The sequence below is a fragment of the Streptomyces sp. NPDC006339 genome (assembly GCF_040612775.1).
Taxonomy (GTDB): Bacteria; Actinomycetota; Actinomycetes; order Streptomycetales; family Streptomycetaceae; genus Streptomyces.
Genome location: NZ_JBEXQW010000066.1, coordinates 1 through 26104, shown reverse-complemented (window position 1 = coordinate 26104; position 26104 = coordinate 1). Strand labels below are relative to the sequence as shown.

Annotated in this window: 37 protein-coding genes; 27 read left to right on the top strand and 10 right to left on the bottom strand. The window is 70.8% G+C overall.

Annotated elements, in window-relative coordinates; translation table 11 throughout:
- From ABZ135_RS34870 to ABZ135_RS34855, 4 genes are all read left to right on the top strand, one after another.
- The gene (locus tag ABZ135_RS34870) at nt 1-666 is read left to right on the top strand and encodes an urease accessory UreF family protein (RefSeq protein ID WP_356701721.1); all 666 of its coding nucleotides are present in this window, start codon (nt 1-3) and stop codon (nt 664-666) included.
- Between the two features lie 100 nt (nt 667-766).
- On the top strand, nt 767-1450 hold the full coding sequence (ureG, locus tag ABZ135_RS34865) for an urease accessory protein UreG (protein WP_356701719.1): 684 nt from the start codon (nt 767-769) through the stop codon (nt 1448-1450).
- A complete protein-coding gene (locus ABZ135_RS34860) occupies nt 1438-2205 on the top strand; it encodes an urease accessory protein UreD (protein WP_356701718.1) in 768 nt (255 codons plus the stop codon). The genes ureG and ABZ135_RS34860 overlap by 13 nt, the downstream gene beginning before the upstream one ends.
- A gap of 141 nt (nt 2206-2346) precedes the next feature.
- On the top strand, nt 2347-3927 hold the full coding sequence (locus ABZ135_RS34855; protein WP_356701716.1) for an alpha/beta hydrolase: 1581 nt from the start codon (nt 2347-2349) through the stop codon (nt 3925-3927).
- A gap of 55 nt (nt 3928-3982) precedes the next feature.
- On the opposite strand, the gene ABZ135_RS34850 is transcribed toward ABZ135_RS34855, so the two are convergent.
- Both ABZ135_RS34850 and ABZ135_RS34845 read right to left on the bottom strand, forming a co-directional pair.
- Nucleotides 3983-5014, bottom strand: coding sequence for an NAD-dependent epimerase/dehydratase family protein (locus ABZ135_RS34850; protein WP_356701714.1), 1032 nt, complete (start codon nt 5012-5014; stop codon nt 3983-3985).
- Nucleotides 5015-5078: 64 nt separating this feature from the next.
- Nucleotides 5079-5792, bottom strand: a complete 714-nt coding sequence (locus ABZ135_RS34845; RefSeq protein WP_356701713.1) for a lysophospholipid acyltransferase family protein — start codon at nt 5790-5792, stop codon at nt 5079-5081.
- A gap of 113 nt (nt 5793-5905) precedes the next feature.
- On the opposite strand from ABZ135_RS34845, the gene ABZ135_RS34840 reads away from it, so the two are divergent.
- A complete protein-coding gene (locus tag ABZ135_RS34840; RefSeq protein WP_356701711.1) occupies nt 5906-6886 on the top strand; it encodes a DUF3048 domain-containing protein in 981 nt (326 codons plus the stop codon).
- A 12-nt stretch (nt 6887-6898) separates the two neighbouring features.
- Here the strand turns inward: ABZ135_RS34840 and ABZ135_RS34835 are convergent, their stop codons facing one another.
- From ABZ135_RS34835 to ABZ135_RS34815, 5 genes are all read right to left on the bottom strand, one after another.
- Complete coding sequence (locus tag ABZ135_RS34835) at nt 6899-7105, bottom strand: hypothetical protein (protein ID WP_356701760.1); 207 nt, start codon at nt 7103-7105, stop codon at nt 6899-6901.
- Between the two features lie 77 nt (nt 7106-7182).
- Entirely contained in the window at nt 7183-8136 is a 954-nt protein-coding gene (locus ABZ135_RS34830) for a cytochrome c oxidase assembly protein (protein ID WP_356701709.1), read from the bottom strand.
- Between the two features lie 102 nt (nt 8137-8238).
- On the bottom strand, nt 8239-9267 hold the full coding sequence (locus tag ABZ135_RS34825) for a 6-phosphofructokinase (RefSeq protein WP_356701707.1): 1029 nt from the start codon (nt 9265-9267) through the stop codon (nt 8239-8241).
- Nucleotides 9268-9464: 197 nt separating this feature from the next.
- Nucleotides 9465-10193 (bottom strand): glutamine amidotransferase, encoded by a 729-nt coding sequence (locus ABZ135_RS34820; RefSeq protein WP_356701705.1) that lies wholly within the window; start codon nt 10191-10193, stop codon nt 9465-9467.
- A 32-nt stretch (nt 10194-10225) separates the two neighbouring features.
- Nucleotides 10226-11467: a MurT ligase domain-containing protein gene (locus ABZ135_RS34815; RefSeq protein WP_356701703.1), complete on the bottom strand. Its 1242-nt coding sequence runs from the start codon at nt 11465-11467 to the stop codon at nt 10226-10228.
- Nucleotides 11468-11581: 114 nt separating this feature from the next.
- Here ABZ135_RS34815 and def point away from each other — a divergent pair, with 114 nt between their 5' ends.
- A complete protein-coding gene (gene def / locus ABZ135_RS34810; protein ID WP_356701701.1) occupies nt 11582-12142 on the top strand; it encodes a peptide deformylase in 561 nt (186 codons plus the stop codon).
- Between the two features lie 96 nt (nt 12143-12238).
- Here def and ABZ135_RS34805 read toward each other — a convergent pair whose 3' ends face one another.
- Entirely contained in the window at nt 12239-12889 is a 651-nt protein-coding gene (locus tag ABZ135_RS34805; protein ID WP_356701699.1) for a TetR family transcriptional regulator, read from the bottom strand.
- A gap of 174 nt (nt 12890-13063) precedes the next feature.
- Between ABZ135_RS34805 and ABZ135_RS34800 the strand changes: the two genes are divergently transcribed.
- Entirely contained in the window at nt 13064-14287 is a 1224-nt protein-coding gene (locus ABZ135_RS34800) for an acyl-CoA dehydrogenase family protein (RefSeq protein ID WP_356701697.1), read from the top strand.
- A 95-nt stretch (nt 14288-14382) separates the two neighbouring features.
- Here the strand turns inward: ABZ135_RS34800 and ABZ135_RS34795 are convergent, their stop codons facing one another.
- Both ABZ135_RS34795 and ABZ135_RS34790 read right to left on the bottom strand, forming a co-directional pair.
- The gene (locus tag ABZ135_RS34795; RefSeq protein WP_356701695.1) at nt 14383-15669 is read right to left on the bottom strand and encodes a tyrosine-type recombinase/integrase; all 1287 of its coding nucleotides are present in this window, start codon (nt 15667-15669) and stop codon (nt 14383-14385) included.
- Between the two features lie 382 nt (nt 15670-16051).
- The gene (locus tag ABZ135_RS34790) at nt 16052-16540 is read right to left on the bottom strand and encodes a helix-turn-helix transcriptional regulator (protein ID WP_356701694.1); all 489 of its coding nucleotides are present in this window, start codon (nt 16538-16540) and stop codon (nt 16052-16054) included.
- A 247-nt stretch (nt 16541-16787) separates the two neighbouring features.
- On the opposite strand from ABZ135_RS34790, the gene ABZ135_RS34785 reads away from it, so the two are divergent.
- The 20 genes from ABZ135_RS34785 to ABZ135_RS34690 all read left to right on the top strand — a co-directional run bounded on the left by ABZ135_RS34785 (nt 16788) and on the right by ABZ135_RS34690 (nt 25953).
- Complete coding sequence (locus ABZ135_RS34785; protein WP_356701692.1) at nt 16788-17024, top strand: helix-turn-helix transcriptional regulator; 237 nt, start codon at nt 16788-16790, stop codon at nt 17022-17024.
- Complete coding sequence (locus ABZ135_RS34780) at nt 16990-17304, top strand: hypothetical protein (RefSeq protein WP_356701690.1); 315 nt, start codon at nt 16990-16992, stop codon at nt 17302-17304. The genes ABZ135_RS34785 and ABZ135_RS34780 overlap by 35 nt, the downstream gene beginning before the upstream one ends.
- Nucleotides 17305-17390: 86 nt before the next feature.
- Nucleotides 17391-17657 carry a hypothetical protein gene (locus ABZ135_RS34775; protein WP_356701688.1) on the top strand — a complete coding sequence of 89 codons (267 nt, stop codon included), beginning with the start codon at nt 17391-17393 and terminating at the stop codon, nt 17655-17657.
- On the top strand, nt 17654-17911 hold the full coding sequence (locus ABZ135_RS34770; RefSeq protein ID WP_356701686.1) for a hypothetical protein: 258 nt from the start codon (nt 17654-17656) through the stop codon (nt 17909-17911). The genes ABZ135_RS34775 and ABZ135_RS34770 overlap by 4 nt, the downstream gene beginning before the upstream one ends.
- Nucleotides 17908-18534, top strand: a complete 627-nt coding sequence (locus tag ABZ135_RS34765; protein WP_356701684.1) for a hypothetical protein — start codon at nt 17908-17910, stop codon at nt 18532-18534. Before ABZ135_RS34770 ends, ABZ135_RS34765 begins: the two co-directional genes overlap by 4 nt.
- Nucleotides 18531-18722, top strand: a complete 192-nt coding sequence (locus ABZ135_RS34760) for a hypothetical protein (protein WP_356701683.1) — start codon at nt 18531-18533, stop codon at nt 18720-18722. Before ABZ135_RS34765 ends, ABZ135_RS34760 begins: the two co-directional genes overlap by 4 nt.
- On the top strand, nt 18719-18919 hold the full coding sequence (locus ABZ135_RS34755; protein ID WP_356701681.1) for a hypothetical protein: 201 nt from the start codon (nt 18719-18721) through the stop codon (nt 18917-18919). Before ABZ135_RS34760 ends, ABZ135_RS34755 begins: the two co-directional genes overlap by 4 nt.
- Nucleotides 18920-19010: 91 nt before the next feature.
- Nucleotides 19011-19190: a hypothetical protein gene (locus ABZ135_RS34750; RefSeq protein ID WP_356701679.1), complete on the top strand. Its 180-nt coding sequence runs from the start codon at nt 19011-19013 to the stop codon at nt 19188-19190.
- Between the two features lie 62 nt (nt 19191-19252).
- Nucleotides 19253-19738, top strand: a complete 486-nt coding sequence (locus ABZ135_RS34745; RefSeq protein ID WP_356701677.1) for a hypothetical protein — start codon at nt 19253-19255, stop codon at nt 19736-19738.
- 103 nt (nt 19739-19841) lie between these two features.
- Complete coding sequence (locus tag ABZ135_RS34740) at nt 19842-20087, top strand: hypothetical protein (RefSeq protein ID WP_356701676.1); 246 nt, start codon at nt 19842-19844, stop codon at nt 20085-20087.
- A 91-nt stretch (nt 20088-20178) separates the two neighbouring features.
- Nucleotides 20179-21018, top strand: a complete 840-nt coding sequence (locus tag ABZ135_RS34735) for a PD-(D/E)XK nuclease-like domain-containing protein (protein ID WP_356701674.1) — start codon at nt 20179-20181, stop codon at nt 21016-21018.
- The gene (locus ABZ135_RS34730) at nt 21015-21791 is read left to right on the top strand and encodes an ATP-binding protein (RefSeq protein WP_356701673.1); all 777 of its coding nucleotides are present in this window, start codon (nt 21015-21017) and stop codon (nt 21789-21791) included. Before ABZ135_RS34735 ends, ABZ135_RS34730 begins: the two co-directional genes overlap by 4 nt.
- A 119-nt stretch (nt 21792-21910) precedes the next feature.
- Complete coding sequence (locus ABZ135_RS34725; RefSeq protein WP_356701671.1) at nt 21911-22285, top strand: hypothetical protein; 375 nt, start codon at nt 21911-21913, stop codon at nt 22283-22285.
- Nucleotides 22282-22509 (top strand): hypothetical protein, encoded by a 228-nt coding sequence (locus ABZ135_RS34720; protein ID WP_356701669.1) that lies wholly within the window; start codon nt 22282-22284, stop codon nt 22507-22509. The genes ABZ135_RS34725 and ABZ135_RS34720 overlap by 4 nt, the downstream gene beginning before the upstream one ends.
- Entirely contained in the window at nt 22506-23348 is an 843-nt protein-coding gene (locus tag ABZ135_RS34715; RefSeq protein WP_356701668.1) for a hypothetical protein, read from the top strand. The genes ABZ135_RS34720 and ABZ135_RS34715 overlap by 4 nt, the downstream gene beginning before the upstream one ends.
- A 51-nt stretch (nt 23349-23399) precedes the next feature.
- On the top strand, nt 23400-24452 hold the full coding sequence (locus tag ABZ135_RS34710; RefSeq protein ID WP_356701666.1) for a hypothetical protein: 1053 nt from the start codon (nt 23400-23402) through the stop codon (nt 24450-24452).
- Nucleotides 24449-25171 carry a hypothetical protein gene (locus ABZ135_RS34705; RefSeq protein WP_356701664.1) on the top strand — a complete coding sequence of 241 codons (723 nt, stop codon included), beginning with the start codon at nt 24449-24451 and terminating at the stop codon, nt 25169-25171. Before ABZ135_RS34710 ends, ABZ135_RS34705 begins: the two co-directional genes overlap by 4 nt.
- On the top strand, nt 25164-25493 hold the full coding sequence (locus tag ABZ135_RS34700) for a hypothetical protein (RefSeq protein ID WP_356701662.1): 330 nt from the start codon (nt 25164-25166) through the stop codon (nt 25491-25493). Before ABZ135_RS34705 ends, ABZ135_RS34700 begins: the two co-directional genes overlap by 8 nt.
- Nucleotides 25490-25795, top strand: coding sequence for a hypothetical protein (locus ABZ135_RS34695; RefSeq protein WP_356701660.1), 306 nt, complete (start codon nt 25490-25492; stop codon nt 25793-25795). The genes ABZ135_RS34700 and ABZ135_RS34695 overlap by 4 nt, the downstream gene beginning before the upstream one ends.
- Entirely contained in the window at nt 25792-25953 is a 162-nt protein-coding gene (locus ABZ135_RS34690; protein ID WP_356701658.1) for a hypothetical protein, read from the top strand. The genes ABZ135_RS34695 and ABZ135_RS34690 overlap by 4 nt, the downstream gene beginning before the upstream one ends.
- Nucleotides 25954-26104 lie beyond the last annotated feature (151 nt).

Below are 26104 nucleotides of genomic sequence, written 5' to 3'. Positions count from 1 at the left end.
ATGACACGCTCAGCCCTCCTCGTGCTCGCCGACGGGCGGTTCCCCGCCGGCGGGCACGCCCACTCGGGCGGCGCCGAGGCCGCCGTCAAGGCGGGCCGGCTCAGGGACGCCGCCGACCTGGAGTCCTTCTGCCGCGGCCGGCTGCACACCACCGGCCTCACCGCGGCCGGACTCGCCGCCGCCGCGGCCCTCGGCGCCGACCCGCACGCCCTCGACGAGGCCGCCGACGCCCGCACCCCCTCACCCGCCCTGCGCGCCACCGCCCGCCGGCTCGGCCGCCAGATGATGCGGGCCGCCCGCGCGGCCTGGCCGAGCCCCGAACTCGACCGGCTGGCCGCCGCGTTCCCGCGCGGCGCCCACCAGCCGGTCGTGCTCGGCGCCGCCGCCCGGGCCGCCGGACTCGGCCCCGAGGACGCCGCCCACTGCGTCGCGTACGAGACGGTCAGCGGTCCCGCGACCGCCGCCGTGCGCCTGCTCGGCCTGGACCCCTTCCAGGCCACCGCCGTCCTCGCCCGGCTCGCCCCCGCCATGGACGAGGTCGCGGCCCGGGCCACGGCCGCGGCCCGCGCCGGCGACCCGGACGCCCTGCCCGCCGCCTCGGCCCCCCTGCTCGACCTCACCGCCGAACAGCACGCGACCTGGCCCGTCCGCCTCTTCGCCTCGTAACGCCGCCCAAGACCGCCCCAGACCGCCCAAGATCGCAGGACCCCGCTCGGCCGGCCCTCAGCCCGGCCGAGCCGGCCCGCACAGCACGCAAGGAGCCCTCATGCACCTCGACCACGGTCACGACCACGAGCACGCCTCCGCCGTCTCCGCCGACGCCCACCGGCCCGACGGCAGCCGCCGCGCCCTGCGCATCGGCCTCGGCGGCCCCGTCGGCTCCGGCAAGACCGCCACCGTCGCCGCCCTCTGCCGCGAACTGCGCGACACCCTCTCCCTCGCCGTCGTCACCAACGACATCTACACCCGCGAGGACGCCGAATTCCTGCTCCGCGAGGCCGTCCTGCCGCCCGAGCGCATCCAGGCCGTCGAGACCGGCGCCTGCCCGCACACCGCCATCCGCGACGACATCTCCGCCAACCTCGAAGCCGTCGAGGACCTGGAGGAGGCGGTCGGACCGCTCGACCTGATCCTCGTCGAGTCCGGCGGCGACAACCTCACCGCCACCTTCTCCAAGGGCCTCGTCGACGCCCAGATCTTCGTCATCGACGTCGCCGGCGGCGACGACATCCCGCGCAAGGGCGGCCCCGGCGTCTCCACAGCCGACCTCCTCGTGATCAACAAGACCGACCTCGCCCCCCACGTCGGCTCCGACCTGGAGCGAATGGCCCGCGACGCGATGGAGCAGCGCGGCGACCTGCCCGTCGCCTTCACCTCCCTGCGCTCGGAGGAGGGCGTCGCGCCCGTCGCGGACTGGGTCCGGGCCCGCCTCGCGGAATGGACCGCATGAGCCTCACCGCGCGCTCCCTCACCGCCACCGCCCGGATCGTCGCCGCAGTGGACGGCTCGCTCCCCGTCCTGGAGAGCGACGGACCGCTCGCCCTGCGCCGCACCCGCGCCCCCGGCCCGTACACCCGCGTCACCGTCGTCGGCGCGATGAGCGCCCCGCTCGGCGGCGACCGGCTCGCCCTGACGGCCGAGGTACGGGACGGGGCGCGGCTCCTGGTCGACTCCGCCGCCGCGACCGTCGCCCTGCCGGGCCGCGGCGGCGCCCCCGCCGCGTACGACATCGCGCTCACCGTCGGGGAGGACGCCGAGCTGCGCTGGCTCCCCGAGCAGCTCATCTCCGCCGCCGGCTCCGAGCTGCGGATGCGGACCACCGTCGAACTCGCCGCCGGCGCACGACTCGTGCTCCGCGAGGAACAGATCCTCGGCCGGCACGGCGAGGAGCCCGGCAGCCTCCTCACCCGGCTCACCGTGCGCCGCGCCGGCCGCCCCCTGCTCGACCAGGAACTCGGCCACGGCCCCGCCGCCCCGGCCGGCTGGGACGGCCCCGCCGTCCTCGCCGGCCACCGCGCCACCGGCCAACTCCTCGTCGTGCGACCGGACTTCGCCGAGCGGCCGGTCGAACCGCGGTTGCTGGGCGACCACGCCGTCCTCGCCCCGCTCGCCGGACCCGCCGCCCTCGTCACCGCCGTCGCCCCCGACGCCCTCACCCTGCGCCGCCGCCTCGACGAAGCCCTGCGGATGCTCGCTCCGGCCTGAATCCCCGGGCCCGTTAACCGCTCAGCGGAGTTCCGTCACCGGTTATGGGTTCGGCAAAGAAACACCCGTACGGGCTTACGCCGCACGGCTCGTTGACGAAAGGATCCCCGGGACGGAACGACACCCACAGGGGGAGGACGCGTGAGAGGCACGGCAGTGCTCGGTTCGGCCGGCACTCTGATAGCCGGCGCGCTGGTCGCGGGCGCGCTCGCGGCGCCGGCGGCGCAGGCCGACAGCGGCGGGCAGGTGCGCGACGCGGAGGCCGTCGGCGTCGCCGTCGCCGCCGCGCAGGCGGCCCGCACCGGCATCGACTGGAAGGACTGTCCGGCCGACTGGGGCCTGGAGAAGCCCATCCAGTGCGGCTGGGTCACCGTCCCGGTCGACTACGCCAAGCCCCACGGCAAGAAGATCAAGATCGCCGTGGACCGGATCGCCGCCACCGGCACCCCCGCCGAGCGCCAGGGCGCGCTGGTCTACAACCCGGGCGGACCCGGCGGCTCCGGTCTGCGCTTCCCGCGCCGGGTCACGACCCAGAACAAGATCTGGGCGAACACCGCCAGGGCCTACGACTTCGTCGGCTTCGACCCGCGCGGCGTCGGCAAGTCGGCCCCCATCTCCTGCGTCGACCCGACCGAGTTCGTCAAGGGCCCCAAGCCCGACCCGGTCCCCGACAGCGAGGCCGACAAGCTCGCCCAGCGCCGGCACGCCGCCGCGTACGCCAAGGGCTGCGCCGAGAAGAGCGGCGACATCCTGCCGCACATCAACACCCGCAACACCGCGCGCGACCTCGACGTCGTCCGGGCCGCCCTCGGCGAGAAGAAGCTCAACTTCGTCGGCGTCTCCTACGGCACCTACCTGGGCGCCGTCTACGGCACCCTGTTCCCCACCCACGTCCGCCGCATGGTCCTCGACAGCGTCGTGAACCCCTCGACCCGCAAGATCTGGTACGAGGCCAACCTCGACCAGGACATCGCCTTCGAGGGCCGCCTCGAGGACTGGATGACCTGGGTCGCCCGGCACGACGCCGCCTTCCACCTCGGCGACACCCTCGCCGAGGTCCGGCAGCAGTGGGAGACGCTGCGCGCCGCCGCCAAGAAGGAGCCGCTCGGCGGCAAGGTCGGCCCGGCCGAGCTCATCGGCTTCTTCCAGAACGCCCCGTACTACGACTCCATGTGGGTCCCGGTCGCCGAGGCGTGGAGCGCCTACGCCGCCGGCGACCCGCAGCCGCTGATCGACGCGGCCGCCGCCGACCTCACCGACACGGCCGGCAACATCGCGGCGGAGAACGGCAACGCCGTCTACACGGCCGTCGAGTGCGCCGACGCGCCCTGGCCCACCCAGTGGAAGAAGTGGGACCGGGACAACTCCCGGCTCCACGAGCGGTACCCGTTCATGACCTGGGCCAACGCCTGGATGAACCTGCCCTGCGCCACCTGGTCCACCCCGCGCCAGGAGCCGACCCGGGTGCGGACCGGCAAGGGCCTGCCGCCGGTGCTCATCACCCAGGCCGAGCGCGACGCGGCGACCCCGTACTCCGGCGCCGTCGAACTGCACAAGCGGTTCAAGGGCTCGCGCCTGATCACCGAGAAGGACGCCGGCTCGCACGGCATCACCAACCTGGTCAACCCCTGCCTCAACGGCAGGGTCGAGACCTACCTGCTGACCGGCGCCCTGGACGCCCGGGACGTCACCTGCGCCCCGCACGCCACGCCCCAGCCGTAACACCCGCGGCAGGGGAGGGGCGGACGCCGGACCGGCGTCCGCCCCTCCCGCGCGTTCACCGCGCGGCCAGCCAGGCGTCCTCGGCGGCGTAGTCGAAGAAGTCCACCCCGTACTTCACCAGGCCCGGGAAGGCGTCCCGCCAGTCCCGCTCCGCCACCTGCGCGGCCAGCCACTCGACCGTCGCCGGCAACGACTCCTCGTACCCCACCACCGGCCGGTAGCCCAACTCCCGCTCCGCCGCGCCCATGTCGTACACCACCGGATGCGCGGTCGTCCACGGCGTCAGGCCCACCGTGCCCCGCGCCGGGCCCTCCAAGAGGACGGTCTCGCTCTCCACCCCCATCACGGCGTCGATCGCCGCCCCGATCTCCGCGACCGTCGGCGCCGTCGGATCACCGCCGTTGAGCACCCGGCTGCCCGGCTTCGCGGCGGCGAGCCGGGTCAGCTCGGCGAGGTTGTCCACGTGCACCGGGTGGAAACGGGAACGGCCGCCCTCCGCGAGGATCCGCACCGGCCGCCCGTCGAGGGCCCGCTTGACGAACCACAGCTCCCGCGGGCCGGGACAGTACGTGCCGTGGATGGCACCCGCCCGCAGCACGGTCGTCGGCAGCTTGTCGCCCGCCGCCAGGAGTTCCCGCTCCAGGGCGACCTTCCGGGTGCTGTAACTGTCCTGCCCGGGCGCGACCGTCGGCTGCCCCTCCGGGATCGGCACCGGATAGCGCGGAAAGCCGTCCGGCTCGTCCTGAGTGTCGAAGCTCCGGCCCCGGTCGTCCGCGTACACCGCCCCGCTGGAGATCACCACGGCCGAACCGATCCGGTCCGCGAGCCCCGTCAACTGCCGCCCGTGCCCGGCGTCGTAGGCCACGATGTCCACCAGGACGTCCGTGCCCCCGCCGAGCGCCGCCGCCAGCGCCCCTTCCTCGCCGCGGTCCACCGCCACCGACCGGACCTCCGCCGGCCACCGTTCGTCCCGGCCGCCCCGGCGCGAGGCGGCGGTCACCTCCCAGCCGTCCGCGACGAGCGCCTTCACGGCCGCCCGTCCCACCTGTCCCGTCGCTCCCAGCACGAACGCGTTTCCCTTGGTCATGACGGTGACGCTACGGGCCGGGGGCCGCCCCGCCCAGGACCTTTCGCCCTGCGCGGATTCGCCCTCAGCGTCCCCGCCCCGGGAACTTCCGCGGGGTGGCCGCCGATTCGGCCTCCTTGACCTTGGCCGCGTACTCGTCCACGTACTCCTGGCCGGACAGCTCCAGGATCCTGTACATGATCTCGTCGGTCACCGCGCGCACCGCCTCCTTCTGCCCCTCCATCCCGGCATAGCGCGAGAAGTCCAGCGGCGCGCCGAAGCGGATGGTGACCCGCCGGATCCGCGGGACGACCCGGCCCGGCGGCTGGATCTCGAAGGTCCCCACCATCGCGCACGGGATCACCGGCACCCCCGCCGTCAGCGCCATCACGGCGACCCCCACCTTGCCCTTGTACAGCCGCCCGTCGTGCGACCGCGTGCCCTCCGGATAGATCCCGAGCAGCTCGCCCTTCGCCAGCACCCCGAGACCCTCGCGGATCGCCGCCCGCCCCGCCTCCTTGCCCGAACGGTCCACCGGGATCTGGCCGGCGCTGCGGAAGAAGGCGGCGGTCAGCCGGCCCTTCAGACCGGGACCGGTGAAGTACTCCTGCTTGGCGAGGAAGGTGATCCGCCGGCTCAGCACCGCCGGCATCAGGAAGTGGTCGGAGAACGACAGATGGTTGCCGGCCACGATGGCCGCGCCCTCCTCGGGAACATGCTCCAGACCCTCCACCCTCGGCCGGAACAGCAGTTTCAGCAGCGGACCGAGCAGCACGTACTTCAAGACCTGGTAGAACACCGGCAATCCCCGTTCCTCGCCCGAAAAGGCCCGTGCAAGCCCTTTGTAGCCCGTGCAAGCCCTTTGTAACCGTGGGCGGGTCCGTGGTCCACTGGTGGGGAGGAGCGGGACCGATGACAGAAGCGCACGGGCACCGGAGTCCCGGCGCAGTCGCCACCGCCGCACTGCTGTGCGTGGTGACGGCCGCCGGTCTGTACGGCTGCGCCGACCCGGGCCCCTCGCAGCCGGCCCCGACGCCCGCGCCCGCCACCACCGAGGGGATCTCCCCGCTCACCGGCCGGCCCGCCCGGTCGGGCCCGGTCCTCGCCGTGAAGATCGACAACGTGCCGCCGGCCCGTCCCCACACCGGCCTCGCCGCCGCCGACCTCGTCTACGTCGAGCAGGTCGAGTCCGGCCAGACCCGCCTCATGGCCGTCTACTCCTCCCGGCTGCCCGACCGGATCGGGCCGGTCCGCAGCGCCCGCGAGTCCGACCTCGAACTGCTGCGCCAGTTCGGCCGCCCGGTCCTCGCCTACTCCGGTGCCCAGAGCGCCCTCACCCCGCTCATCAAGGCCGCCCCGCTGCACCCGGTCACCGAGGCCGACACCCCCGGCGCCTTCCTGCGCGACCGCGGCCGCAGCGCCCCGTACAACCTCTATCTGCGGCCCGAGCGGGCACTCACCACCGCGCCCGACGCCACCCACGCCAAGGACGTCGGATTCCGCTTCGGCCCCGCCCCGGAGAGCGGCACACCCGTCAACAGCCGTACGGTCCGCTTCCCCGCAGCCCGCTACACCTTCACCTGGGCACCCGCCGAGCGGGCCTGGCACGTGACGATGGACGGCCGCTCCGACGGGCCGCTGAAACCGGCCACCGTCGTGGTGCAGCACGTCACCGTACGGCCATCGCGCTTCCACGACTTCACCGGCGCCGTCTCCCCGTACACCGTCACCACCGGCTCCGGCACCGCCGAGGTGCTGCGCGACGGGCGGGTCCACGAGGCCCGCTGGAGCAGGCCGAGCGCCGACGCGGGCACCACCTTCACCACCCCGTCGGGCGCGCCGCTCACCTTCGCCCCCGGACAGGTGTGGGTGCTGCTCACCGGCGGCCGGTGAGCCTGACGGCCCTCAGGGCTGGGGCCGGGCGCGTCCGTGTCGGACCGGACCCGCGCGGCTCTCGCCGCTGTCCGCCGCCGCCATGCCCACCGTGGCCACGCCGAGCACGATCCAGGCGAACCAGAGCCAACCGCTGCTGCCGAGCGCCACCGTGTACGCGGTGATCAGCACCAGGGCGGCGAAGGTGATCACACCCATCGTCTTCGTGGGACCGGACATCATCGCTCCGCCCTCCTCGAAGCCATCGTGACCCCGGGACCGGGGCGTGCGCCACCCCTGGGACCGTGCGCCTGCGCTTACCGGCCGCCGCGCGTCTGGAGCGAGGCCAGATACGCGTTGTACGCCTCCAGCTCCTTGTCGCCGTCCCGGTCCGCGGCCCGGTCCTTGCGGACGGCCTGCCGCTGCTCGGAGTGGTACCACTGGTAGACCAGCGCGATCAGCACCAGCACCGACGGGATCTCGCTGAACGCCCAGGCGATGCCGCCGGCCGCGTGCTGGTCGGACAGCGCGTCGATGCCGAGCGAGGCCGGCGGGTTCGCGTACGCCCGCACCATCGGCTCGCTCGCCATCATCAGCGCGATCCCGAAGAAGGCGTGGAACGGCATGCCCGCGAAGAGCTCCAGCATCCGCATCACATAGCCCGGCCGGTGCGGACCCGGGTCGACGCCCATGATCGGCCAGAAGAAGACCAGACCCACCATGAGGAAGTGGACCATCATCCCGACGTGACCCGGCTTGGACTCCATCAGGAAGTCGAACAGCGGCGTGAAGTACAGCCCGTAGAGGCTCGCGATGAAGATCGGGATCGTGAACGCCGGGTGCGTGACGATCCGCATGTACCGGCTGTGCAGCAGCTTCAGCAGCAGCTCGCGCGGACCCGTCGCCCCCCGGCCGGCCACCGGCAGCGCCCGCAGCGCGAGCGTCACCGGCGCGCCGAGCAGCAGCAGGATCGGCGACAGCATGGAGATCACCATGTGCTGCACCATGTGCACGCTGAACATGACCATGCCGTAGTCGTTGAGCTTCGTGCACATCACCAGGGCGATCGTCAGCACGCCCACCGTGAAGAACACCGTCCGGCTCACCGGCCAGGCGTCCCCGCGCCCCCGCAGCCGCGCCACGCCCCACCCGTACAGACCGAGCGCGGCCAGGCACCCGATCAGGAAGAAGAGGTCGGGGGAGAACTCCAGGGCCCGCCCCAGCGTGAACGGCGGCAGATCCATGGTCATGCCGTGCCCGCTGTGATCCATCTGTCTACTCCTGGAGCCCGATTCGCGCTTGTTGTCCGCACCAGACTAGAACCGCCCCCGGTCGCGTCGGCGACCGGGGGCGGGTGTCACGCAGGGGAGTCGTCAGAGCACGTTCTCGGCCTCGGTGTAGCGCTCCTCCGGGACCGTCTTCAGGGTCTCCACGGCCTTCGCCAGCGGGACGAGCACGATGTCGGTGCCGCGCAGCGCCGTCAGCATGCCGAAGTCGCCGCGGTGCGCCGCCTCCACCGCGTGCCAGCCGAAGCGGGTCGCGAGGACGCGGTCGTACGCGGTCGGGGTGCCGCCGCGCTGCACATGGCCCAGGATCACCGGGCGGGCCTCCTTGCCGAGGCGCCGCTCCAGCTCGACGGAGAGCTGGTTGGCCACACCGGTGAAGCGCTCGTGGCCGTAGATGTCCTTGCCGGCGGTCTTGAAGTCCATGGAGGAGCCCTCGCGGGGCTTCGCGCCCTCGGCGACCACGACGATCGCGAAGCGCTTGCCGTCCTCGAAGCGGGCACCGACCCGGGCGGTCAGCTCGTCGATGTCGAAGGGGCGCTCGGGCACCACGATCGCGTGCGCGCCGGCCGCCATGCCGGAGTGCAGCGCGATCCAGCCGGTGTGCCGGCCCATGACCTCGACGATCAGCACGCGCTGGTGGGACTCGGCGGTGGTCTTCAGCCGGTCCAGGGCCTCGGTCGCCACGGTGACGGCGGTGTCGAAGCCGAAGGTGACGTCGGTCGAGGCGATGTCGTTGTCGATGGTCTTCGGCACGCCGACGATCGGCAGACCGGCCTCGGAGAGCAGGTTCGCGGCCTTGAGGGTGCCCTCGCCGCCGATCGGGATGATCGCGTCGAGGCCCAGGTCGGCGACATGGCCCCTGGCCCGCTCGACGCCGTCGACGAGATGGGCGGGCTGCACCCGGGAGGAGCCGAGGATGGTGCCGCCGCGGGCGAGGATGCCGTTCACCGCGTCGAGGTCCAGCTTGCGGTAGTCGGCCTCCAGCAGGCCCTTCCACCCGTCGAGGAAGCCGATGACCTCGTCTCCGTGGTCGACGACCGCGCGGTGCACGACGGACCGGATGACGGCGTTCAGACCGGGGCAGTCTCCGCCGGAGGTGAGCACACCAATGCGCATAGCCCAAAAACCTTTGCAACGTGGGCCGACTCCCGGACCACGTCGTCCGGCTGGATCCCCGCCACCCTATCGGTGCCGGGTGGCGGGGCCGAACCGGATGTCCGAGGAGTGGACACCGTCTTTACTTACGCATCCTCTGTGCGTATAGGCGCTCAGACGTGCGGCGCGAGGGGCCGCACGCCGGGGGCGACGGGCCGTCAGGCGGGCTGCGTGGCCGCCGCGATGCGTTCGGCGCGCAGCGCCTCGTACCAGCGGTCGTCCGTCGGCGGCAGCGCGTTCACGTCGAGCGCCAGCTTCAGGAGCAGGTCCGCGATCTGCGGGTTCCGCGCCATGACCGGGCCGTGCATGTACGTGCCGAAGACGGTGTCGTTGTACGCGCCCTCGGTGCCGTCGCCGGTGCCGTTGCCGTTGCCGAACACGGTGCGGGCGAACGGGCGGGCGGTCGGGCCGAGGTGGGTGACGCCCTGGTGGTTCTCGAAGCCGGTGAGCTGGGGCAGGCCCAGGTGCGGGTCGATGTCGCCGAGCACGTCGCCGACGCAGCGGGCGCCCTCGCCGCGGACCGTGGTCACGTCGAGCAGGCCGAGGCCCGCCTGGCGCTCGCCGACGTCGTTGACGAACTCGTGGCCGAGGATCTGGTAGCCGGCGCACACCGAGAAGATGATCGCCCCGTTGGCGGCGGCCCGGCTCAGGCCGCCGTCGCGGAGCAGCCGCTCGGCGGCGAGGCGCTGCGGGCGGTCCTCGCCGCCGCCGATCAGATAGATGTCGCCGGAGGTCGGGACCGGCTGGTCGCTGCGCACGTCGACGCGCTCGACGCTGAGACCGCGCTGGCGGGCGCGGCGCTCGACGACGAGGACGTTGCCCTGGTCGCCGTAGGTGCTGAGCAGGTCCGGGTAGACCCAGACCAGCCGCAGGCTGCTGTCAGTCATGCTGCGAGTCCTTTTGCGAAGGTCGAGTCGGGTCAGTTGCCGACGCGGCGGCGGACGTCCTGGAAGGCGGTGTAGTTGGCGATCAGCTCGATCTGGCCGGGCGGGGCCACCGTGACGGCCTCGTCGAGCGTCTCGCACACGCGGAAGTCCACGCCCGCGACCTCCAGGCGGACCGCGAGGTCCAGCTTGCGGTCGCCGATGACCATGATCGGGTGGCCGGCCAGCCGGCCGTAGTCCACGTCCCAGAGCCAGGAGGTGTCCGTGCCGTCGGCGCCGCGCGCGTTGACGGAGAGGATCACCGGGGTCGGCGGCTGGTCGATCAGGGAAAACGTTTCGAGCCAGCCGGCCGGGTTCTTCGCCAGGAGCAGCCGCAGGTCGCGGCCCTGGAAGGAGACCACGTCGTAGCGGCCGGCGACGGCCTGCACCTGGTACATGCGCTCCAGGGCGACCTGCGGCGGCACCCCGAAGACCGCGGCGACCGCGGCGGAGGTGGCGGCGTTGGCCTTGTTGGCGCGGCCGGGAAGCTGGAGGTGGATCGGCCAGGCCGAGCCGTGCGGGTCGAGCACGTGGTCGCTGTTGAGCGCCCAGCTCGGCGCGGGGCGGCGGAAGCCGCACTCGCCGCAGAACCAGTCGTCGCCGGGGCGCTGGAGCACACCGCCGCAGGCGGGGCAGGACCAGGCGTCGTCCTTCCACTCCTGGCCGACGGCGACCCACACCACGTTGGGGGAGGAGGAGGCGGCCCACACGATCAGCGGGTCGTCGGCGTTGGCGATCACGACGGCCTTGGTGCCGTTGAGGCCCTCGCGCCACTTCTCGGCCAGCATCCGGGTCTCCGCGGCGCGGTCGAGCTGGTCGCGGGAGAGGTTGAGCAGGGCGATCGCCTTGGGCGTGGTGTCCCGGGCGACCCCGGCGAGGTACTTCTCGTCGACCTCGATGACGCCGTACCGGGCGTCCGAGCCGCCCGCCAGGGCGGACGTGATGCCGGCGGGCATGTTGGCGCCGAGCGCGTTCGACACGACCGGACCGCTGGCGCGCAGCGCCTCGGCGATCAGGCGGGTCGTGGTGGTCTTTCCGTTGGTCGCCGACACGAGCACGACGTCCAGATGCTGCGCGAGCCGCCCCAGCAGATCGGGGTCGAGCTTCAGCGCGACCCGGCCGCCGATCACCGATCCGCTGCCGCGTCCCGCTGCTCGCGACACCGCGGCTGCGGCCTTGCCCGCCGTCACGGCCAGCTTGGCGCGCGGCGACAGCGGCTCCGAGTTGCTGCCTGACATCGTCCTTGTTCCTCCTTGCGTCGGTCCGGGCTCAGCCTATCGAGATCCGGCCAGCAGCCCGAACCGCGGCACCGCGCCACGAGCGGGCTGACCCCTGAACGTACCCTTGCGCCCATGCGAAACCGGCTGATCCCCGGCAGTTCCGGCCACGTCCGAGCGATGACGCTCCTCGGCGAGCCCGTGCTGCACACCCCCTGCGAGACCGTCACCGACTTCGGGCCCGAGCTGGCCCGGCTCGTCGAGGACATGTTCGCGACGATGTACGCGGCGAACGGCGTGGGCCTGGCCGCCAACCAGGTGGGCGTGGGGCTGCGGGTCTTCGTCTACGACTGCCCGGACGACGAGGACGTCCGGCATCTGGGCCATGTGGTGAACCCGCGCCTGGTGGAGGCCGACGGGGACGTGTTCCAGGGCCCGGAGGGCTGTCTGTCCCTGCCGGGCCTGGAGGCGCCGACCCCGCGCTTCGACCGCGCGGTGGTCGAGGGCGTCCGCCTGGACGGCACCCCGGTCCGCGTCGAGGGCACCGGCTTCTTCGCCCGCTGCCTCCAGCACGAGTGCGACCACCTGGCGGGCGGCGTCTACGCGGACCACGTCACGGGCCGCGCCCGCCGCCGCCTGCTGCGGGCGATCCGGAAGGAGCGGTGGGGGAGCGGCGTGGGGGTGCTGGAGGGCTGAGGACAGGCGGCTCGGCCCTCGTCGGCGCCCGAGACGTCCGGGCTGTGAGTCCGGCTGAAAGCGCCCGGAGGCGAAGGAGGCCGAGAAAAAGGGCGCCTAGAAGCCGGGTCCGTCCGGGCGGTCCTGGGCCTGGGCCAGCCGGCCCCAGAGGATGTCGGCGAGGGCGCGGACCAACTCGGCCCGCGAGCAGGGGCGTTCGCCGAGCCACCAGTCGCCGGCGGCGTGCATCATGCCGACGATTCCGTGGCCCCAGATGCGGGCCTGTGCCTCGCCGCCCGGGCCGAGGTCGATGCGCTCGGCGATGACCTGGCCGAGTTCCTCGCCCATGCGGCGCAGGAGCGGGGCGGAGTGGCGGCCGACGTCGAAGCCCTGCTCGGACTGGTGGGACTCCTCGGCGGGGTGCATCAGGAAGCGGTAGACCTGCGGCATGGCCTCGATGGAGGCGAGATAGGTGTCGAGGGTGGACTCGACCCGCTGCCGCCGGTCCGCGGGTGCGTCGAGGGCCGCCCGCAGCGCGGACAGCAGGGCGTCGGTGTGGCGGGTGGCGAGGGCCCGGTAGAGGCCGCCCTTGTCGCCGAAGTGGCGGTAGAGGATCGGCTTGGTGATGCCGGCCTCGGCGGCGATCGCGTTCATGGACGCCTTGGGGCCGTCGCGGAGCACCACGCGGTCCGCCGCCTCCAGCAGCTCGCGCCGCCGCTGGTCGGCGGTCCGGTGCTGGTCGGTGGTGGTCCGGTGTGTGGTGTCCATAAGCGTGTCTCCCCGCCCGTACGAATTCCTGAGGCTGTCGCAACGTAACACCCGGGCGGCACTCCGTGCCGTCCGGCCGCCGTCGGGGAGGAAGCGCTCCGAGGCTGGTTGACAGGCCCTACCCACCGGTAACAGACTGCTGTTACCGCAAGTAACATACCGCTGGGAGGGACCATGGGCGAGTTCACGCTCGAACTCAACGACGACCAGAAGCAGGTGCGCGACTGGCTCCACGGCTTCGCCGCCGAGGTGATGCGCCCCGCGGCCGCCGAGTGGGACGAGCGTGAGGAGACTCCCTGGCCGATCATCCAGGAAGCCGCCAAGCTCGGCATCTATTCCCTCGACTTCTACGCCCAGCAGTTCTTCGACCCCACCGGCCTCGGCATCCCGATGACCATGGAGGAGCTCTTCTGGGGCGACGCCGGCATCGCCCTGTCCATCGTCGGCACCGGCCTCGCCGCCGTCGGCGTCCTCGCCAACGGCACCGAGGAGCAGATCGGCACCTGGGTCCCGCAGATGTACGGCGACGCCGACGACGTCAAGGTCGCCGCCTTCTGCTCCTCCGAGCCCGACGCCGGCTCCGACGTGGCCTCCATGCGCACCCGCGCCGTCTACGACGAGGCCAAGGACGAGTGGGTGCTCAACGGCACCAAGACCTGGGCGACCAACGGCGGCATCGCCAACGTCCACGTCGTCGTCGCCGTCGTCGACCCCGAGCTCGGCTCCAAGGGCCACGCCTCCTTCATCGTCCCGCCGAACACCCCCGGCCTCTCCCAGGGCCAGAAGTTCCAGAAGCACGGCATCCGCGCCTCCCACACCGCCGAGGTCGTCCTGGAGGACGTCCGCGTCCCCGGCCACTGCCTGCTCGGCGGCAAGCAGAAGCTGGACGAGCGCCTGGCCCGCGCCCGGGAGAAGGCGAAGAGCGGCGACCGGGTCAAGAACGCCGCCATGGCCACCTTCGAGGCGTCCCGCCCCGCCGTCGGCGCCATGGCCGTCGGCACCGCCCGCGCCGCCTACGAGGTCGCCCTCGACTACGCGAAGACCCGCGAGCAGTTCGGCCGGCCCATCATCGACAACCAGGGCGTCGCCTTCCAACTGGCCGACATGCGCACCCAGATCGACGCCGCCCGCCTCCTCGTCTGGCGCGCCTCCTGGATGGCGACCGCCGGCAAGCCCTTCACCTCCGCCGAGGGCTCGATGTCCAAGCTGTACGCCAGCGAGGTCGCCAAGAAGGTCACCGCCCAGGCCATCCAGATCCTCGGCGGCAACGGCTACACCCGCGAGTACCCGGTCGAGCGCATGCACCGCGACGCCGCCATCTACACCATCTTCGAGGGCACGAGCGAGATCCAGCGCCTGGTCATCGCCCGCACCCTCTCCGGCATGCCGATCCGCTGACAAGATGGCCCAGTAGAACGCGCGTAGATCCTCAACTGAAAGGGGCGCCCTCCTCGATCAAGGAGGGCGCTTGCCACTGGGGTCCCGATGGCGTGTTAGCTCGATGGGAGATTTTTGGGAGATCGTTTTCTGCGGCCAGGCTGGAACGGAGGGTAAGGGCCGAGCTCGCGGCGGTGGACAACGACCTTCAGGGATGCCTCCCACAGGCGCTGTAGGTAATCCGCGATCGCAAGCTCCATCGCCAACGTCACATGCGAGTAGGTCCCTTCCACTCCCTGCAAGGCGTGCCCCATGCGAGCCTCCACGGCCACCCGGGGATGGTTGCCCTCGTCGAGCCAGACCTTCTGCGAGTGTCGCAGGCCGTGAGGCGTGAGGCCGCTGACACCAAGGACTGGCCGGATCCCGGCTCTGGCCTTTGCTCCTCGAACGACACCTCGAGGCGCCCGCCCGGCCACGATGGGGTGCCAGGTCTCGCGGTACCAGTCGCCGCCCCGCAGGAGGCGTCCCCCCTTCGGGGCTGTGAACACCCACTCGCTCTCAGGGCGGGACTCGACGAGAAGTCGCAGGAGCTCCGCAAGGAACGTGGGCAGGATCAGTCCTCGACCGGAGTCGTACTTGTTGTCGATCTCGGTGAAAACCCCGTCGACGTACTGACTTTGCTGGACAGAGTGCAACCGAGGCCCGAGTTTAGGGTCGTCCAGGCTGAGCTGGTCACGGTGGACGCCCGCGAGCTCGCCGATCCGAAGGCCGGTGTAGGCGCTGGCGAGGACGATCGCATACTCGTTGAGGCCGCGCATCTCGAGCGCATTCCTCGCAATGAGCAGCGCTTGGCGGGGTGTTGCGATGACCTTTTCGTCCTTCGGCTTGGGCTGGTACCGTCCGCGCCGGCCTGTCTTCCGAGTGGCTACGGGGTTGTCTACGCGGAGCTTCTCGGTGACGGCGTCATCCATCATCGTGCGGAAGACAGAGACGACGCCATCTGCGTAGTTCTTTGAGATCTGCTGGCGGAGGCGCTTCTCCCAAGCGGCGACAGCCACCGGCGAGAGGTCGGCCACTGCCACATGCCCCCACTCGGGAAGGATCTGGTTTTTCAAGCGAAGCCGGTATTCCTTCTCGCTGAGAGGTCCGACGTCAATGGACGTCAGCCACTTGTCGGCCCACTCCTTCACGGTGAGACGTCCGTCGCGGGGGTTGATGAACGTCTTGCGCCTGACGTCGGTTTCGAGACCCGCGGCGTACTGCTCGGCCGAGCGTGCGGTGTAGAACGGGTTCCCCTGGTCATCGCGGGAAACCGACCCCCACTTCCCGTTGGGGAGCTTGTAACGGCCCCGGTAGCGCATGCGGCCATCCCGGCCCTTGCCGCGCTTCTCTGAGAAAGCCACGTTCACCTCACTGGACAGGTTGGTCAACGGCTTGCCGGCGCATGGGGGTTGCCGGCGTCGCCGTCATCCAGTGTGACCCTGCTTGAGCTCAGACTTGGCAGCAGGATCCTTGTGGTTTGAGGCCGCCCTGAATGCAGCTTCAACCAGTTGCGCACGTTCACTCGTCGAAAGGCTCTCGTCCACGAAGAGAACCCGCTTACCGTTCCGAGCTTCAAGCCACACCTGAACGCCATGCGGCATGCCTGACACCCGAAGAACCCTGAGTGACATAGGTCCCCCATGTACCACCGAGGTTGGCCCGCTCGTTGGTACCCGACATGACATCACATGTACGGGTGAATGGGGGAGTGGTCGGTGCTGCTTTGTGTGTGAACTGTGGCGACTAGTTGGTGGTTTCGTCCGTCTCGTCGTCGACGGTCAGGTTCTCCAGGTGTCGCTGAGCCTTGGCCCATGCGAGGAGATCGTTGCGGATCTGCTCGGGGGTGGCGTCCGGGTCGCCCTTGACTACGACGATCATCCGAGCGTGGGAGCCCAGGGGTGACAGGTCGAGAACCTTGGTGTCGAGGAGCGGGCCGTCTTGGAGCTCCTGCACGATCCGCAGAGGGAGGTCCGACGGTGCTGCCGCAGACTCTTCCTCGATTTCGGGGTCCCCTCCGTCCAGGACGCGTTCGCCGGAGCCGGCCTTCCAGCCGAGGGCGCGCTCGACCTTGTGCAGTGAGGCCGGCACGCGGGTGCGCTCGGCTCCTGACTCGAGGTTCTGGATCGTCGACTCGCTGACGCCCGCCTTCTGCGCAAGCGCCACCTGCGTGAGGTTGCGTGCGGTCCGAGTTGACTCGATGGCCCTTGCGAGGCGCTTCCACTCCCTGCCCATGGGCCCATGATGCACGAAGTTCAGGCAACACACACCCACCGGGGCACCCATTTGACCTGTAACGATCGGGGCGCTGGGGCGCAAATATGTTGCCTCTTCAAGCTCCGGCGCGTGCACTGCGTGCCCCGCGACACGCCGCCCCTCGACACAGAGTGCACCCAAAAACACCCACCCTGGGCGGGGTAACACCCAAAGAAACCGGCAGAACGACTTGCGCTTCCGGAGTGGCACCCATACTTTGGGTGTCGTGACACCGAACGGAGCCGCAATCAGGTCCATCCGTGAGGCACGCGGACTGAGCCTGCGACGGCTCGCGCACCTCATAGAGCGAAGCCCCGGATTCCTCTCCCACATCGAGAGAGAGGACGACGGAGCCTCGCCCGAGACGCTCGGCCGCATCGCCTCCTCACTGGCGGTGCCCATCGAAGCCATCACAAGGGAGAAGACCCGTGACCAGGAAGACTTCCCTGGCCCCCGTGCCTGACAACGACAACCTCGACGCCTCGCTCCTGGAGCGCCTCGTCCGAGCCGTGGAGAACCTCACGGTGGAGATCGACGCCGAGATCCGCACGTACTCGCCGGCCGACGCGGCCCGGCACCTCGGGAAGACCGAGAACTGGGTGACCGAGCAGATCCAGCTTGGCACGATCCCGTTCACCCGCATCGGCAAGACGCCTCGCCTCACCGCTCAGCACATCCGCTGGGTCATCGAGAACGGCGAGGTCATGCCCCACAAGTTCAGCCCGCGCCCCCTCGCCGCTTAGCGGCTATGCGGGCCGCCGCCGGGCTCTCACACACCGGCAGCCGGCCCTAGCTCCACCCCTCACTCAACCCAAGGAAGAGGCTTCACATGTCTCGATTCAACCACGCGCACCTCGACTTGGTGCCCGTCCCGATCCCGGACGCGGTCGCGGTTCTGATCGGCTCCCAGGTGCCGGAGCACGTGCTTCGCGCCGAGGTCGAGGCGACGAACCAGGCCTACAACGTCTCGCTCTGCCGCAAGCCGGAGTACGCCGAGGCCCGCGAGTACGCGCTCGGCGACCTGGCCCGCGCGAACAAGACCCTCGCCGCATACAACCCGAAGCTCGTCGTCACCCCGAAGCAGGTCGCCCGATGAGCATCAACCCGATCGAGCGCCTGGACGTGCCGACCGACGAGATGCAGGCGGAGGCCGACCGGCTGTGGGCCGAGCGTGACCGTCGCATCGCCGCGCGCCGCACCCGCCAGTTGGAGCGGCAGATCGCCGAGATCCGCGCCCACGCCCGCGCCAAGAACCCGGACCCCGACGGCGCCCACTGGGACCAGTGGCACGCCTTCCTCGACATCGACCCCGACCTCGCCGGCCGCGACTACACCCGAGGAACCCGATGAGCGACTACCCGGAGATCGTCGCCCGGTTCAACGACGCCACCGCACGTCACAGCATGACCGTCCTTCATAGCGACGGCCTCTACCGGCACCTGCGGTTCATGAACCCGCGCACCAGCGAGTACTGGTTCGACATCGTCACCTGGCCCGGCAGCCTCACCTACCGGGGCGACGTCGGCGAGGACTACGTCTTCACCCGAGTCGAGGACATGCTCACCTTCTTCCGGAGCCGGAACGGCGGGATCAACCCCCACTACTGGGCAGAGAAGCTCGGCGGCGGCCGACGGTCGGTGCGCGAGTACTCCGAGACACTGCTCCGGCAGCGCGTGGTCGAGCAGTTCATCGAAGACGCCCGATGGAACGGTGTGCCCGCTGGCACCGGCAAGGAACTCCGCACCTGGGTCCTCAACGACGACCTCAGTGAGGAGTACCAGGCGCGAAGGGTTCTGGAGGACTTCGCCTACGAGGGGTACGGCTTCAGCGACCTGTGGGAGTGGGACTTCCACGACTACAAGCCCGAGTTCCTCTGGGCCTGCCACGCGATCGTGTGGGGGATCCGCCGCTACGACGAGCTGACCCGCTACGGGCTGGCCAAGCTCGCCCAGTCGAAGGCGGTGGCGTCGTGAGCGAGCGCGCCTTCCCGACCCGTCCGCTCCCGGCCAAGGACCCTCGGTTCACGTTCGGCCTCGTCCGTGACGTCGCCGAGGTTCTGGAGCGGCACGGCTACCCGCCGATCGTGAAGGGCCTGGACCACAGGGACCTGCAGCAGGCGCTGTTCCAGTTCCTGTACGCACCCGACGGACCCGTCTCATGACCCGCCCGGTGGTGGATGTCCTGTCGCCGCTGTTGTCGGCGCCGGAGATACCGCCCGCCGCGGGCCACCAGCTCCTCGCCGGCCTCGACCTGGCGCCGCGGACCGTGGTGCCCGCCTGGATCACCGACCCCGACCTGGGGGCCAGCATCCTCGCCGGGCTGATGGACATCCCCGACAGCGTGCGAGGCGACCAGTGACCCGCCTCCTCACCGCCCGGGCCGTCGGCGCCACCCTCGCCGCATCCCTCGCCCTGCTGTTCCTCGGGCGACACCTCTCCAAGGAGACGTGATGGACCAGTACTACCGCTGCCCGATGCCGCAGTGCCCCCACCGCATCGCCACCCGACCGCACAGCGACGGCGCCGAGCAGATGACCGACCACCTCATCGACACCCACGGCCTGCCCGTGGTCAGCGCCAGCTACGCCGCCGGGCACCTCCTCCCCATCCACGCCCCGCAGGCCGCCTGAACCCGCCGGGCCGGCGGTGACCCCAACCCGCCGCCCCGGCGCACAACCCCTTGGAGAACCCCATGCTCAGCACCCGCCCCACCGCCAACGCCATCGAGGCCGCCCCCGGCCTCCTCACCTACCAGGTCCCCGACACCAACAAGTGGCGGCTCGCCCACCACTCCGGCCTCGCCCTCGCCTACTGCCGCGACCAGCAGCACGCCAAGGACACCGCCCGGCTCATCTCCGACTTCACCGACTGGACCCGCTCCGCCGACGACATCCGCGGCGACGAAGAGGTGGCTGCCTGCCTCGACGAGCTGCAGTTCCTCATCAGCTACGAGGCCAGCGCCACGCTCCCCGAGCACTACGAGCCGTTGCCGTCGACGTACACCGACGACGAGATCCGGCAGGCCGCCGCCTACCACGAGGGCGACGCCACCGACGGGCTCGCCGTCATCAGCGCGATGGCCCAGTCCTCGAAGTTCGCTGGCCTCGACACCGACACGTTCAACGAGGCCTTCGACAAGGTCATGCGGATCGTGCACCCCGAGCACTACGCCGCCTAGCCCCCAAGCGGCGTGTCGAGCCCTGCGGCTCCACGCCAGCCAGGCCACCCGCCCCGCCCCCATGCCGGGTGGCCTGGCACCCCACACCCTCAAGGAGACCGACATGGACCACCAGATCCCCGCCGAGACCGCGGCGCACGTCCTCTTCCACTACGGCCGCGACGGCGGCTACCAGGCCGGCAGCTTCACCGAGCAGCTCATCACCGCCATCGACATGGCCGACCCGGCCAACCGCGACAAGCTCGCCGCCGGATTCCCCGACTACGTGGCTGCCGTCGTAGCCATCCAGTACGACCCGAACGGCGTCCACCACCTCCAGCGGATCGCCGCCGGTCAGGTCGCCGCGTGATCACCTGCTCCTGCGGAGACACCGCCGGCCCGTTCGTCCGCACCCCCGAAGGCCCGCGCTGCGAAGACTGCGCCGAGCAGAAGGGCGCCCGGTGACCGCCGCCGGGGACGAGGTCGAGCCCGGCCTGTACGACATCCCCGCCGAGCAGTACCACCAGGACCCCATCCCCGGCGGCAGCCTCTCCTCCACCGGCATCCGACGCCTCACCGACTGCCCCGCCCGGTTCAAGCACTTCCTCGACCACCCCGAGCCCTACAAGCCCGCCTACGAGTTCGGGACCGCAGCCCACACCGTCGTCCTCGGCGACGGACCCGAGCTCGTCGTCGTCGATGCCGACCGGTGGGACACCAAAGAGACCAAAGCCAAGGTCGCCGCCATACGAGCCGCCGGCAACGTGCCCCTCAAGCCCGAAGCCCGCAAGCGGATCGATGACATGGCCGACGTCCTCTCCCGGCACGCCGAAGCCGCAGACCTCCTCCAGCCCGGCAGCGGAATCGCCGAACAGTCCGCGTTCTGGCCCGACGAACACGGCACCTGGCACCGCGCCCGCTTCGACTGGCTCCGCAACGACGAGATCACCGACTACAAAACCACCCGCTCCGTCCACCCCGACGCCATCGCCAAGACCGTCTGGGAGCACGGCTACCACCAGCAGGACGCCCACTACCGCCGCATCGCCATCGAGCTCGGCCTCATCCCGCCCAACAGCTCCTTCAAGTTCATCTTCCAGGAGAAGGAGCCTCCGTACCTCGTCCAGGTCGTCGAGCTCGACTTCCCGGCCCGCGCCATTGGCGCCGAGTACAACGCGCGCGCCGCCCACACCTACCGGCTCTGCCAGGCCACCGGCCAGTGGCCCGCCTACAGCCCCACCACCCTGCACATCTCGCTCCCGCCGTGGGCCGAGAAGAAAGCCATCGAGGAGATCTCGTGACTCAGCTCCCGCCGCCCGTCCGTCGGGCACAGCCCCGCCAGGACCAGCCCACCACCGCAAGCAGCCCCGGGTTTCGGCCGGCTACAAAGGACGGCCGAAAGGCCCGAATCTGCCTTCAGGGAGTCTCCGGCAGCGGCAAGACCTGGACCGGGCTCTCCATCGCCTGGGGCCTGGCCGAAGGAAAGCGGTTTGGCGTCATCGACACCGAGAACGGCGCTTCCTCCCTGTACGTCGGCGAGCGGGGCATCCAGTTCGACACCCTCCAAATGGAGCGCTACGACCCCCGCCTCCTCATCGAGGCACTCGAAGCCGCCGCGAAGGCCGGATACCCGGTCATCACCGTCGATTCCCTCAGTCACTTCTGGAAGGGCACCGACGGCACCCTCGACCAGGTCGAGAAGGCCGCCAGCCGGTACGGCGGCAACAGCTTCGCTGGCTGGAAGGAAGGCACTCCGCTCCAGAACGACATGGTCGAGGCGATCCTCACCTACCCCGGCCACGTCGTCGCCACGATGCGGTCCCAGACCGAGTGGGTTCTTCAGGAGAACGCCCGCGGTCGGCGAGAGCCCGTGATGGTTGGCATGCGCGCCGAGCAGCGCAAGGGCATCGAGTACGAGTTCGACATCGCCGCCGAGATGAACATCGACAACCGGCTGCGGTTCCTCAAGTCCCGCTGCCCGGCCCTCCACAACCAGATCCTCGAACGGCCCGACGGCGCCCGCGACATAGCCAAGCCCGTCCTCGACTGGCTCCGCAACAGCCCCGCCCAGTAACACCGCGGCTCGCCCCGCGGCAATCGGGGCGAGCCACCCCTCCATGAAAGTCCCACGTCACAAATCGCCGCCACCCCCAAAGAACTAAGTCGTAGGCACAGCCACCGAAGGGACAAGACATGACCCGCCGCCTCTCCCCGGCCGAGCGTCTCGCCTCCGCCGAGAAGGACCTGCTGCTCGAGGACATCGCCGACCAGTCCTCGTGGGACCGCTTCCTCGTCGAGCAGGCCGTCTTCCACTACGGCACCCGCCACGACGAGTTCTCCGCGAACGACTTGCGTGACGTGCTGCCCGACCTCGCCCACGGTTTCCTCGGCGCCGTCATCAACAGCCTCCGCGTCGGCGGGGTCATCGAGCACACCGGCCGGGTCGTCCCCTCCACCCTCGCCAACACCCACGGCCACCGCATCGGCGTCTGGCGACTGGGCGCCAAGGGCCAGCGGATAGCCGAGCAGCGCCGCAGCCGACGCGCCCCCACGGAGGTCGCCGCATGACCGCCGTCACCTGGGTCTGCCTCGTCTTCCTCGCCGGCGTCGCGCTCGTCACCTGGGCCAGCAGCCACGGCGGCCTCGTCCGCACCCCCGCACAGGTCGAAGCCGACGTCGCCCACTACCGGGCCCAGCGCCGCATGCAGGAAGCCGTCGACAGCCTCCGCACCTGCCAAGCCATCTGGGACGCCACCACCGACACCAGCCACCGGAAGGAGACAGATCAGTGACCACCGCCCGCCGAGAAGCCCCGCACCACCGCAACCTCTACTGCGTCAAGCAGTTCGGATGCCAGCGACCCGAGTGTCGCGCCCGCGCCAACACCTACACCCGCAACCGGTACCGCCAGGTGGGATACGGCACCTGGCAGGCCCTCGTCGACGTTGAGCCCGTCCGCGCGCACATCGCCGAACTCCGCGCTGCCGGAGCCAGCACCCCCGCTATCGCCAAGGCCGCCAACGTCTCCACCGCGACCCTTGCCCGCGTCGTCTACGGCACGCTGGCCCAGCGCCCGAACCCGCGGATGCGAGCCGAATCCGCCAAGGCGATTCTCGCCGTCCGCGCAGAGGACTGCCCCATCCCCGACGGGGCCCGCGTGGACGCCACCGGCACCCGCCGACGGCTCCAGGCGCTGGTCGCCATGGGCTGGAGCTTCACGGCCCTTCACCCGCAGATCGGCATCCACTCCCGCCCCCTCGGCGACATGGCCCGAGCCAGGCACGTCACCGCCGGCTCCGCCCGCAAGGTCAAGGCCGCCTACAAACGGCTCATCCTCATGACGCCCGAGCAGGGCGGCGTGCCCTCCCACGCCAGGGCCCTCGCCCGACGGGTCGCCTCCCGCGAGGGATGGGTCCTGCCGGGCGCCTGGGATGACATCGACGACCCCACCTGTACACCCGATATCGGCCCCGCCGACCCGGTCAACCGTGACGACATCGCCGCCTACCGCAAGTCGGAGATCGCCCGCCTCAACCGGTATGGGGTCGCCGAGCACGAGATCGCCGAACGGCTCGGCATGAGCACCCACTACGTCCACGACCTCATCCGCGGCATGGGCAAAGCCGCCTAGTCCGCGTCCCGACTCCTCTCCCCGCACTCCACTCCAGGAAGCAGACCTCCCATGGCACGTGGCCACGGCCGGATCCTCACCAGCATCTGGGAGGACGCCGACTTCCTCGCACTCGACGAGCGGCAGCAGCGGCTCTACCTGTTCCTCATCTCCCAGCCCAACCTCAACCACGCCGGCCTGCTCGACCTCACCCTGCGCCGCTGGTCCCGCAAGGCCCGCGGACTCACCTCGATCGAGCTGGAGAAGCTCCTGCAGGCCCTCGAAGGCGCCCGGTTCATCGTCATGGACGAAGACACCGAGGAACTCCTCATCCGCTCCTTCGTCCGCAACGACGGCGTCTGGCGCATGCCGAAGGTCATGGGCGCCATGGTGTCGGGTGCTCTGGAGATCTCCTCAAAGCACCTGCAGCGCGCCCTCCTCGAAGAGATGGACCGCATCCCGCTCGAAGAGCTCAGCAACGAGCCGACGAAGTACCGCGGCGAGGATGGGCCGTCGATCCGGGCACAGATTTCGGCCCACATCCAGACTCTCCGGAAGACGTTCGGCGACCTCACCCCTGACCCTTCCGGAAGGGGTTCCGTAACCCCCTCCGCAACCCCTTCGGAAACCCCCTCCGATACCCCTTCTCAGGGGGATGCCGAGGGGGGTCCGAAAGCCTCTACGCGCGGGCGCGCGGGCGCGTCACGCGCGCATTCCCCTGCCCCTGCCCCTTCCCCTACCCCAGCCCCAGAAGAAGAGAGGGGGGCTGAGGTCGTCGTTATCGAACCCGCCGCGGCGCCCGAGCAGCAGCGGCCTGACGGCCTTCACCTCATCCCTGATGACTTCCACCTGAACGACGCCATGCGCCGCTTCGCCGCCTCGACCTACCCCCAGCTCGACCCGGACTTCGAGACCCAGCAGTTCATCTCCTACTGGCGGGCCGAAGGCCGCATGAAGCGCAACTGGCATGAGGCCTGGCGCAAGTGGCTCGGCGACTCCGCCAAGCGCGCCAGCGAACGACGTGGCAGCAACGTCATCCAGCTCCCCAACGGCCAAGCGCTCACCGGCACCGACGCCAAGGTCGCCGGCTGGCTGGCCCTCGCCTCAGGAGAGGAGAACCAGTGAACCCCGACGAAGCAGCCAAGCTCCTTGGCGCATGCGCCGCATTCGACAACCGTCAGCCCTCCCAGATCGCCATGCGGGCCTGGGCGACATCTCTCAAGGACGTACCCCTCGACGAGGACTGCTTCGAAGCCGTCGCCCGGTACTACGGCACCCCGCCTAAGGAGGCTGGCCAGCGACTGTGGATCCAGCCTCACGACGTCCGCAGCCACCGCGACATCATCCGCAAGGAACGCCTCGAGAACTTCGTCTACGAAGGCGACCCCAACGAGACCGGCGAGCAGTACCTCGCCAACTACCGCCGCACCATGAAGGCCGTTGCTTCCGGGCGGGTCGCAGGACCCATCGACGTGCCCGCCCTCGAAGGCAGCTTCCACCCCAACGTGCTGCAGCGCCTCCAGGACGAGTTCGGCTTCGACAGCCTCGGCCAGCCGATGCCGGGCGACGACAAGGAAGTGGCTGCCGTGCGGCGGCCTGGCCCCCTCAGCATCGAATGCCCCGTCCCGGCGTGCGGCGCCCCGATCGGCCGGCCCTGCAAGTCAGCTCTTCGTAGCCGCGCAAGCAAGGTCATCCACCCGGCCCGACGCCGCGCCGCAGCCGGCGAGCCCGTGACGCGGGAGACGCCCGAGGAGATCGAGCAGAGGCGAAGGGCCGCACTGGCCAGCCTGGAACGGATCATCGCCAACCAGGAGGCCGCCCGCGAGGAGGCCCGCGGTGAGTGATGACTTCGACGTCGACGACGTCGCCGCGATGCGCCGCGAGGGCGACTTTCGCAGCTTCCTCCGCGGCCAGATGCGCAAGCCTTCCCAGCCCGAACCCCAGAAGCCGCGCGCAAGGCCCACAGGGCGCCCTCCAGGCGCCTGGCCGACCGAAACCCGGCGCCCGGAGCAACCGGCCGTCCAGCACCCGCCAGAAGCCTGGGAGAAGGCTCTTCAGGACTACCGCGACTGGCTCGTCACCACCGATCACCCCGAGTTCATGGACCAAGGCCAAATCTGCGGCTGCGCCGGCTGCCGCCCCTTCAACCGAAAGGACCGCTCATGAACCGCCGACACACCGCCCCCATGCCCACCGAACTCCGCCACTTCATGCGCGCCGGCCAGCACCCCTCCCGGTCCGTGGCCTGCCCCCACTGCGGCGCCCACGAGCACAAGCCCTGCCGCGTCCCCTCCAGCGGCCGCACCCTCGCAGCCACCCACCCCGCCCGCCGCACCACATGGGCCGAAACCACCGCCTGCTGCCCCCACTGTCAGGTCGACCCCGGGACCCCCTGCCACACCGACGGCATCCCGCTGCCCGACGTCCACGCCCGCCGGTACCTCGAAGCAGAGGAGATGGCCGCATGAGCCCCCTCGACCGGCTCCTCGCCGAAGCCGTCCCCGACGGCACGTTCGGTGGCGCCCGCACCAAGACCAAGCGCAAGCCCGGACCCGACCCCAAGGCGGCAGAGCACCGCGCCGCCCTCGAAGCCGCCATTCGCCGCCCCCGCACCCCCGCCGTCTGAAGGAGACCCACATGCCCGAGCAGCCCGCCCGCCCCGCCATGACGATGAGAGAGATCCGCACCGCCCTCGGCCACACCACACCGCCCGTCCTCGTCGAGGCCACCCGCTACGAGGTGTCCGTCCTGCCCTTCGACGACATCAACCGACCCTC